This is a genomic window from Streptomyces sp. NPDC048612, assembly GCF_043199295.1.
GTDB lineage: Bacteria > Actinomycetota > Actinomycetes > Streptomycetales > Streptomycetaceae > Streptomyces.
In genome coordinates this window covers 32,383-41,791 of record NZ_JBICVV010000041.1, presented here as the reverse complement: position 1 = coordinate 41,791, position 9,409 = coordinate 32,383, and the positions used below count along the sequence as shown (strand labels likewise).

General features: G+C 72.8%; 7 protein-coding genes. All 7 read right to left on the bottom strand.

Annotated features, from left to right (window positions below):
• Positions 1–426: 426 nt before the first annotated feature.
• Positions 427–1,596: a pseudouridine synthase gene (locus ACGFN2_RS34930; protein ID WP_362610680.1), complete on the bottom strand. Its 1,170-nt coding sequence runs from the start codon at positions 1,594–1,596 to the stop codon at positions 427–429.
• Positions 1,596–2,294, bottom strand: coding sequence for an SMC-Scp complex subunit ScpB (gene scpB / locus ACGFN2_RS34925; RefSeq protein ID WP_393366918.1), 699 nt, complete (start codon positions 2,292–2,294; stop codon positions 1,596–1,598). Before scpB ends, ACGFN2_RS34930 begins: the two co-directional genes overlap by 1 nt.
• Positions 2,291–3,439 carry a segregation/condensation protein A gene (locus ACGFN2_RS34920; RefSeq protein WP_393366916.1) on the bottom strand — a complete coding sequence of 383 codons (1,149 nt, stop codon included), beginning with the start codon at positions 3,437–3,439 and terminating at the stop codon, positions 2,291–2,293. The genes scpB and ACGFN2_RS34920 overlap by 4 nt, the downstream gene beginning before the upstream one ends.
• 190 nt (positions 3,440–3,629) lie before the next feature.
• The gene (locus tag ACGFN2_RS34915; protein WP_393366928.1) at positions 3,630–4,283 is read right to left on the bottom strand and encodes a hypothetical protein; all 654 of its coding nucleotides are present in this window, start codon (positions 4,281–4,283) and stop codon (positions 3,630–3,632) included.
• Complete coding sequence (locus ACGFN2_RS34910) at positions 4,280–5,296, bottom strand: ParA family protein (protein WP_362610672.1); 1,017 nt, start codon at positions 5,294–5,296, stop codon at positions 4,280–4,282. The genes ACGFN2_RS34915 and ACGFN2_RS34910 overlap by 4 nt, the downstream gene beginning before the upstream one ends.
• A 489-nt stretch (positions 5,297–5,785) precedes the next feature.
• Positions 5,786–6,901, bottom strand: a complete 1,116-nt coding sequence (gene ald, locus ACGFN2_RS34905; RefSeq protein ID WP_042157652.1) for an alanine dehydrogenase — start codon at positions 6,899–6,901, stop codon at positions 5,786–5,788.
• A 168-nt stretch (positions 6,902–7,069) separates the two neighbouring features.
• Complete coding sequence (locus ACGFN2_RS34900; protein WP_393366913.1) at positions 7,070–9,364, bottom strand: tetratricopeptide repeat protein; 2,295 nt, start codon at positions 9,362–9,364, stop codon at positions 7,070–7,072.
• Positions 9,365–9,409 lie beyond the last annotated feature (45 nt).

Sequence of the window (9,409 nt, the reverse complement as noted above, 5' to 3'; positions counted from 1 at the left end):
GGGGGGGGGGGGGGCCGGGGGGGGGGTGTGCCGCCTCGGGTGGGCGTCCCGCCCCCCCCCCCCCCCCCGCCGGCCCGTCCCCTCCCGTTGGGGGGAGTAGTGGCGGTGGGTGGGGGCGGGCCGTCCAGGGGCATTTCCACGATCTCGCCGAGGTGCACCAGACCAGCCGCATAAGCCCCCACCCACCGTCTTTCCCATCCACCCACGGGAGGGGACGGGCCGGAGGGGCCGGTGTGTGGGACGTAAAGCGAAGCAGTCCCACACACCGGCCCCGGAGGCCCGTCACCGCACCCCAACAGCCCCGCGCAGCGGACCTGCCCGCCGCAGGCGCGAACGGCGAGCGCACCCGCGCAGCGGGGCGAAACACGGCGAGCAACCCCCACGGCGGGAAAGCCGAAAACGTGGGCCCGAAACCAAAGCGCAGCGTTAGAGCTCAACCTCGCGCATCAGCATGCCGACCTCCGTGTTCGTCATGCGGCGGAGCCAGCCCGACTTCTGGTCGCCCAGGGAGATCGGGCCGAAGCTCGTGCGGACGAGCTTGTCGACCGGGAAGCCCGCCTCGGAGAGCATGCGGCGCACGATGTGCTTGCGGCCTTCGTGGAGGGTGACCTCGACGAGGTAGTTCTTGCCGGTGTTCTCGACGACCCGGAAGTGGTCGGCGCGGGCGTAGCCGTCCTCCAGCTGGATGCCGTCCTTGAGCTGCTTGCCCAGGTCGCGCGGGAGGGGGCCCTGGATCGCGGCCAGGTAGGTCTTCTTAACGCCGTAGCGCGGGTGCGTCAGGCGGTGGGCCAGCTCACCGTGGTTGGTGAGGAGGATGATGCCCTCGGTCTCGGTGTCCAGCCGGCCGACGTGGAACAGCCGCGTCTCACGGTTGGTGACGTAGTCGCCCAGGCACTGGCGGCCGTCGGGGTCCTCCATCGTGGAGACGACGCCGGCCGGCTTGTTGAGCGCGAAGAAGAGGTACGACTGGGTGGCGACCGTCAGGCCGTCGACCTTGATCTCGTCCTTCTCCGGGTCGACCCGGACGCCCTGCTCCATGACGATCTGGCCGTTGACCTCGACGCGTGCCTGGTCGATCAGCTCCTCGCAGGCCCGGCGGGAGCCCATACCGGCCCTGGCCAGCACCTTCTGCAGCCGCTCGCCGTCCTGGTCCCCGAACGTCTTGGGGGTCTTGACCTGAGGCTTGTTGTGGCGGGCGCGATTGCGCTCCTCGACCTGGGCGTCGTACTCGCGGGGCCGGGCGGGCGCCTGGCCCCGGCCGCGCTGCGGGCCGCCCTTGGCTCCGGGACGGGAGCCCTTGGACGCGGCGCCGGTGCGCGGACCGCCCTTGGCGCCGCCACGGGCCGCCGCGCCCCGGCTGCCGCCGCTCTTGGGGGCGCCGCTCTTGGGACCGCCGCTCTTGGCGCCACCGCGCCCGTCCTTGCCGCCCTGGTCACCGGGGCCGCCCACGTCGTAGCGGCGCTCCTCGGGACGGGGACGGCCGGCGCGCTGCTGCTTCTCGTCCCGCTTTCCCCCCGCCTTCGACTGGGGGGTGCCCCCACCGGAGCCGCGGTGGTTGCCCCGCCCGCTGTCGTTGTTCCTGCCGCTGCTTCGCATCAATGATCCGTCTGAGAGTCGCCGCTGTCGTCTACGTCGAACGACGGGATACCTTCCGGGGAGTCGCCCTCGACCGCCTCGGCCTCCGGGAGGAACGGTGCGAGCTCAGGGAGCTCGTCCAGGCCGCGCAGGCCCATCCGCTCCAGAAAGTAGTTCGTCGTCCTGTACAGGATCGCACCTGTTTCAGGTTCCGTCCCCGCCTCCTCCACCAGTCCGCGCTGGAGGAGAGTGCGCATCACACCGTCACAGTTCACGCCGCGTACGGCCGAGACACGGGAACGGCTGACCGGCTGACGGTACGCGACCACGGCCAGAGTCTCCAAAGCCGCCTGGGTGAGCCGGGCCTGCTGCCCGTCCAGGACGAAGGTCTCCACCGCGTCCGCGTACGCGGCACGGGAGTAGAAGCGCCAGCCGCCGGCCACCAGGCGCAGGTCGAAACCGCGCCCCTGGCGCGTGTAGTCGTCGGACAGCTCACGCAGTGCCAGCGCGACCGCGCGGCGGGGCCGCTGCAGCACCCTGGCCAGGTGTTCCTCGGTCGCGGGCTCGTCGACGACCATGAGGACGGCCTCCAGCGCGGGCTTCAGCTCCAGCTCGGCGACGACCGGCGTCCCGGCCGGCACCCCGGGCCGCTCACCGGGGGTGCCGTCCGCACCGGCCTCCGTGATCTCGTACGTCTCCGCACCGGCCTCGCCGCTCATGCCCGCTCCTCTCCTGCTCGCTCCGCCGCCGCGGCGCGCTGTCCCGGTTCCTGGTCGAACTCGTCGGTGACCACCGGCTCGGCCCCCTCCTCGCCCGTCCAGCGGACTGTCAGCGCCCCCAGGGCCTCTTCCTGGTCCAGGGCGACCACCCGCTCCCGGTAGAGCTCCAGCAGGGCCAGGAAGCGCGCCACGACGGTGAGGGTGTCCGGTGCGTCCGCGCACAGGTCCTGGAAGCCGCACTCGCCCGCCGCGCGCAACCGCGCCATCACCACCTCGGCCTGCTCCCGCACGCTCACCAGCGGTGCGTGGATGTGGTCGACATAGACCTGTGGCCGGGCCTTGGGCTGCATCGCCTTCACGGCGAGCTTGGCGAAGCCCTCCGCGCCGGTGCTGATGACGACCTCGGGCAGCAGCTCGGCGAGGTGCGCTTCCAGGCCGACCGTACGGGGGTGGCAGCGGGCCTCGTCCGCCAGCCGGGCGCTGAAGATGTCCGCGATCCGCTTGTAGGCGCGGTACTGCAGCAGCCGGGCGAAGAGCAGATCGCGGGCCTCCAGGAGCGCGAGGTCGGCCTCGTCCTCCACTTCGGCCGCGGGAAGCAGCCGGGCCGCCTTCAGATCCAGCAGGGTCGCCGCGACGACCAGGAACTCCGTGGTCTGGTCCAGGTCCCAGTCCGGCCCCATCGCGCGGATATGCGCCATGAACTCGTCGGTCACCTTCGACAGCGCGACCTCGGTGACGTCGAGCTTGTGCTTCGAGATCAGCTGGAGGAGGAGGTCGAAGGGTCCCTCGAAGTTGTCGAGGTGGAGGGTGAAGCGGCCGTCGTCGCCCTTTTCGCCGTTGGCGTCCTTCTCGCTGTCGTCGGCTCGCTCGGGGCCGTCGGAGACCTCGGGGGCGGCCGACTCCTCGGGGACAGCCGCGGGGTCCTCCCCGGCGGCGGCCGACTCCAGGTCCGGCCCCGGCACCGGCACCGGCTCATCGGAAACCTCCGGCGGCACCTCGGTCGCCGCGGCCTCGACAGCCGCCGTCTCGGCCGCCCGCTCATCCGCCCCCGCGGGCTCGTCCGGGGCCGTCGGGCCCGCGCCCGGCCCCTGGCCCAGGGGTCTGCGGGCGCGGGGGGCGGAGGCTTCGTCGTTGGTCGTCGGCATCGTGGTCCATGGTGCTGCGGTCCCGTGCCGGGGCGACGGGCTGGTCACGGGTGGGACACCCGCCGAGGAGGCAGGCTATCCCGGTCAGCCCGGCGTGACGTTTCCGCACCGCGGCGGTCGCCGCGGGAATTCTGGGCCGTGGGCCGGCGGGCGACCACGACGGCGGTGCCGGGCCGGCCCGGCGCGGGCGTCAGCGGCCCCGCAGCCGCCGTACCAGGATGCTGGCGTCGCCGCGCGACTCCAGGTCGGCGAGGACGACGGCGACCGCCTCGCGGACGATCCGGCCGCGGTCGACGGCGAGGCCGTGTTCGCCGCGCAGCACCAGCCGCGCATGTTCGAGGTCCATGAGCTCCTCGGCGGAGACATAGACGGTGATCTTCTCGTCGTGCCGTTCCCGGCCGCTGGGGCGGCGGTTGGCGCCGCGGGAGCCACCGCGGCGGCGGCCCTGGCCACCGGTCTGCGCTGCCGCGGCGGCCGGCTCGGCGCCGGCCTGGCCGCCCTTGACCGCCTTGGCGCGGTGGGCCTTGGCGGGGTCGCCGTCCGTCTCCCGGCCGCCGTGCCCGTCCGGCGGGCCGACGGCGGGCACCCGGGGCGGGGTGGCCGGTCCGCCGTCACCGGCCGTCGCCGCGGGACCGTCCGAGCCGCCGGTGCCGGGCCGGCGCTGTCGTACCGCGGTGGCCGTTTCCTGTCCCTCCGGCGCCGGTTCGGGCTCGGCGGCCGGTGCGGGCACCCGGGGCGCCTCGCCGTTGGCCGGGGCGCCGTTCGCGGGGCGGCGGGGAGTGGAGGGCTGCAGCGCCACTCCCCCGGTGGTACGGAACAGTTCGTCGGCTCCCGGCAGACTCACTCGGCGTGACACCGGGCGAGCACCTCCCTGGCGAGCTGGCGATAGGCGGCGGCACCGACGGAGTTGGAGGCGTACGTGGTGATCGGCTCACCGGCGACGGTGGTCTCCGGGAAGCGGACCGTACGGCCGATGACGGTGTGGTAGACGTGGTCGTCGAAGGCCTCGACCACACGCGCCAGCACCTCGCGGCTGTGCACGGTGCGGGAGTCGTACATCGTCGCCAGGATGCCGTCGAGCTCCAGCTCGGGGTTGAGGCGCTCCTGGACCTTCTCGATCGTCTCGGTGAGCAGCGCGACACCACGCAGCGCGAAGAACTCGCACTCCAGCGGCACGATGACCTTGTGAGCCGCCGTCAGGGCGTTGACCGTGAGCAGGCCGAGGGAGGGCTGGCAGTCGATGACGATGAAGTCGTAGTCGGCCAGCAGCGGCTTCAGCGCACGCTGCAGCGTCGACTCGCGCGCGACCTCGCTGACCAACTGCACCTCTGCCGCGGACAGGTCGATATTGCTGGGCAGCAGGTCCATGTTGGGGACCGCGGTCTTCAGCAGCACCTCGTCGGCCGACATCCCCCGCTCCATGAGCAGGTTGTAGACCGTCAGGTCGAGTTCCATCGGGTTGACACCGAGCCCGACCGACAGGGCACCCTGGGGGTCGAAGTCGACGAGCAGCACCCGTCGTCCGTATTCGGCGAGCGCGGCGCCCAGGTTGATGGTCGAGGTGGTCTTGCCGACCCCGCCCTTCTGGTTGCACATCGCGATGATTTTGGCGGGGCCGTGGTCCGACAGCGGTCCCGGGATGGGGAAATAAGGGAGCGGGCGTCCGGTCGGGCCGACGCGTTCGCGGCGCTGGCGCGCGGCGTCCGGCGCGAGCGTCGCGGCGTATTCGGGGTCCGGCTCGTACTCCGCGTCCGGATCGTAGAAGTGCCCCTCGGGCAGGTCGTCGTAGTCGGCGAGACGGGCGGGTTCTCCACTGCCCCGGTCGCCGGCCATGGCGTTCACGTGATGGCCGTCCATGCTCTGGTGGGCTGTCGTGGAAATACTCGGATGGGCTGCGAGGGTATGGACCGCAACGGAGCCGACAGCCTCGCGCCCCGAGGGACCCTGGTCCCGTGCAACCACTCCTGGCTGACCGCCTCCGGGAGAAAATGTCGACTCATTCACAAGTCGTCTTACCTCCTTGGACGTGACCAGGAAACTTTATCGATAGGTCAGCGTGGCACCATGCCGACGGTTGGCGACTCTATGGCGTGTCGGGCGTCCGCAGCAACACAATCCACCGGACCCGGCACGATGTGTCGGTAACCGGACCTCCCGATGTCAAGGGCGCAAGCGGTATCGGACCGATGTTTCAGGGGTGCGCGAACCGGTTAAAGGGTTACGTTCGCGGCGAGTTGACTACCGACGAACCGGAGTGCGGCGTTCCGGTGTCCGCACACACGACCGGCCGGGCCTTGTCGGCAAGGCCCGGCCGGGTGTGTGGCGTTGACGTCCGTCGTTGACGACTCAGCCGAGGAGGGTGCGCAGTTCGACGTGCTCCAGGCCGTGCGCCTCGGCGACGGGACCGTAGACGACCTTGCCGTCGTGCGTGTTCAGGCCCTTGGCCAGCGCCGGGTCACGGCGCAGCGCCTCGACCCAGCCGCGGTTCGCCAGCTCCACGATGTAGGGCAGCGTGGCGTTGGTGAGCGCGTGGGTGGAGGTGTTGGGCACCGCGCCGGGCATGTTGGCGACGCAGTAGAAGACCGAGTTGTGGACCGGGAAGGTCGGCTCGGCGTGCGTGGTGGGACGCGAGTCCTCGAAGCAGCCGCCCTGGTCGATCGCGATGTCGACAAGAACACTTCCGGGCTTCATCTTGGCGACGAGCTCGTTGGTGACCAGCTTCGGCGCCTTGGCACCGGGGATGAGGACGGCACCGACGACGAGGTCGGCGTCGACGACGGCCTTCTCCAGCTCGTAGGCGTTGGAGACGATCGTCTGCACCTTGGTGCCGAAGATCTTGTCGGCCTCGCGGAGCTTGTTGATGTCCTTGTCGAGCAGGGTGACGTGGAAGCCGAGGCCCACGGCGATCTGCAGCGCGTTCCAGCCGGAGACGCCACCGCCGATGATGACGGCCTTGCCGGCGTGGACACCGGGGACGCCACCGGGCAGCACGCCGCGGCCGCCGGCCTGGCGCATCAGGTGGTAGGCGCCGACCTGCGGGGCGATACGGCCCGCAACCTCGGACATCGGGGCGAGCAGCGGCAGCTGGCGGCCGGCCGTCTCGACGGTCTCGTAGGCGATGGCGGTGGTGCCGGACTCCAGCAGGGCGTCCGTGCACTCCTTGGAAGCGGCCAGGTGCAGGTAGGTGAAGAGCGTCTGGTCCTTGCGGAGGCGGTGGTACTCCTCCGCGATCGGCTCCTTGACCTTCAGCAGCAGGTCGGCGGTGCCCCAGACCTCGTCGGCGGTGTCCAGGATGGACGCGCCGGCGGAGACGTACTCCTCGTTCGTGATGGACGAACCGAGACCGGCGTCCTTCTCGATGAAGACCTGGTGGCCGTGGCGGACGAGCTCGTGGACTCCGGCGGGCGTGATAGCCACACGGAACTCGTTGTTCTTGACCTCGCGGGGGATGCCGACCTTCACGTCGATCACGGTCCTTGAAAGAGAGGGTGCAGGAGGAATTATCCCCTCATGCCTTGCATGACGGAACTGGCCGCGCCGAACGCGGTCCAGCCAGTCTATTGAAGGAGCTCTTCTTGTCTAGCCTTGCAAAGCATTAAATCTCGCGAGTAGCACTACCGATTTCGTAGGTCACTCCTCGTAATCTCCAAGGAGTCGCTCTCCGGCGGCCCGGTGGAGCCGTGCCGCGGCCGGATCGCCGAGCCGGTCGAGGGTCTCCGCGATCCGCAGCTGAAGGGCCGCCTCCAGTCGTTCGTCGCCCGCTTTCCGGGCCATGTCCAGGGCTTCGAGAGCGGTCCGCAGCGCGTCCTCGGGCCGCCCGGCGTACTCCTGCACCCGGGCCAGCTCACCAGTCGCCCGCGCCTGGCCGGCCGTCTCGCCGAGCCGGCGGTGGGTCCCGGCGGCCGCCCGCCACGCCCTGAGCGCCTCGTCCCACCGGCCCGCGCAGGCGAGCGCGCCGCCGATCCGGCCGTGCAGCCGCGCCGCGTCGCCGCCCTCGCCACGGGCCAGCCGCAGCTCCAGCGCCCGGCCGTACCAGTCGGCGGCCCGCTGCCAGTCGCCCAGCTCGGTGTACGCACCGCCCAGTGACTCCAGCGCCCGGCCGGTGGCCACCGGGTCCTTCACCGAGCGGGCCGCCTCCAGCGCACCCCGGTAGCGGGTGAGCGCCTGCTCGGTCCGGCCCGCCTGACCGTCCAGGTCGCCGAGGTTCAGCAGTGCGGCGGCCCGCTCCCGCGGCAGTTCGCGCCGCTCGGCGACCCGGAGGACGAGCCCGTGCAGCGTGTAGAGGTCCGGCGCGGCGGCCTCGGCGCCCTGGTGCGCCAGCAGGGTCCGGGTCAGCGCGGCCATCAACCGCCGGTCCAGGGTGTCGAGTTCACCGTCCGCGACGGCGATCCTGGCGGCGTCGAGGAGGGCGCCGCGCCGGCTGCGCAGCCAGTGCGCGGCGGCGGCCCGGGAGCCGAAGCGCAGCGCGCGCGGCAGCCCCGCGGTCCGCTGCCGGGCGGGCGAATCGGCCGGCTCGGCCATCGCGCGGCAGGACTGCAGCAGCCGTACGGTCCGCTCCAGCATCCGCGCGCGGGCCAGCTGGACCTCGGCCGGACGCTCGTGCTCCACCAGCAGCTCGCGCGCCAGGGGGGCGAGGCAGCCGGGGAGTCGGTAGGGGGGATACAGGGCGGCGTCGGGTGGGGAAAAGGCTGCGGCGTCGGGTGGGGAGAAGGCAGTGGCGTCGGGCGGGGAAAAGGCAGCGGCGTCGGGTGGGCAGAAGGCCGTGGTGTCGGGTGGGGAGCCGATGGCCGCGTCGGGGGTCCGGGCGCCAGGGGGCTCGGCGTCCTCGGTGAGGTCGGTGTCCTCGGTGTTTTCGGCGTCCTCGGTGGTGGACGGCCGCAGCAGGCCGAGCGCGGCGAATTCGCCGAGTGTCGTGTCGGCCGCGGCCACCGAGCAGCCGGCCAGCGCGGAGGCGGTGTGCGCGTCCACCAGACCGCCCGGGGCCAGGGTGAGCAGCCGCAGCATCCGGGCGGCGGACGGCGGCAGCGCGTCATGGGTGAGGCGGAAGGCGCGGAACAGCGGGCGGGCGCCGGTGGGCAGGTCCGGCGGCACCGGGACGGCGTGCAGCGCCTGGTACAGATCGGCGACCGAGGACATCGGGCGGGCGGCGAGCCAGGTTCCGGCGAGCACCAGTGCGGCCGGCTGGCCGCCGCACTCCTCCACGACGCTGTCGGCGGTCCGCGGGTCGACGGTGATCCGGGTCGGCCCGGCGTACCGGCTGAGGACGGCGACCCCGGCCACGCCGTCCAGCCCGCCGAGGGCGCACGGCCGGACGTCCGTGATGCCGGTGAGCGGACCCTGCGAGACCACCACGACCAGGCAGTCCGGGGCGTCCGGGAGCAGCGGTTCGACCTGGTCGGCGCCAGGTGCGTCGTCCAGGAAGAGCAGGGCGCGGCGGTCGGCGAGCGCCTCGCGCAGCCGCTCGGTCAGCTCGTCCTCGGGGGCGCCCGGCGGGGCGCCGGCGCCGAGCGCGGACAGCAGCTCGCGTGCGGTGGCGCCGGTGTCGGCCGGTTCGCCGGCCGGCCCGGTCAGGCCGGCCCGCAGCACCCCGTCGGGGTGGTCGGCGGCCAGCTCCCGCAGCAGCTCCTCGGCCAGCGCCGTCCGGCCGGAACCGGGGCGGCCGGCGATCAGCAGCACCCGGCTGCGGGCGCCCTTGCGGCCGGAGAGGGTGTCCAGGCCGGCGCGGGCGATGTCGGCGTGCAGGGCCTTGAGTTCGCGGCGGCGGCCGGCGAATGCGCCGGCGCCGGGGACGGCCGCGGGAACGGCGGGGCGGGCGACGGCACCGTCCCGGCGGGGCGCCGCGGCCCGCGGTCCGGGCGCTGTCGTGGCCGGCGCTCCGGCCACCTCCGGCGGGAGGTGCCCCCCGCCCACCGCCTGGTCCGTCACCGGCTCACGCTCCCGTCCACCTGCGCGTACGAATCCGCCGCCGGG

Bases quoted from the DNA above. Each gene is read 5' to 3' on its own strand.
- ACGFN2_RS34910 (WP_362610672.1), bottom strand. From the start codon at position 5,296: ATGGACGGCCATCACGTGAACGCCATGGCCGGCGACCGGGGCAGTGGA.
- scpB (WP_393366918.1), bottom strand. From the start codon at position 2,294: ATGAGCGGCGAGGCCGGTGCGGAGACGTACGAGATCACGGAGGCCGGT.
- ACGFN2_RS34930 (WP_362610680.1), bottom strand. From the start codon at position 1,596: ATGCGAAGCAGCGGCAGGAACAACGACAGCGGGCGGGGCAACCACCGC.
- ACGFN2_RS34920 (WP_393366916.1), bottom strand. From the start codon at position 3,439: ATGCCGACGACCAACGACGAAGCCTCCGCCCCCCGCGCCCGCAGACCC.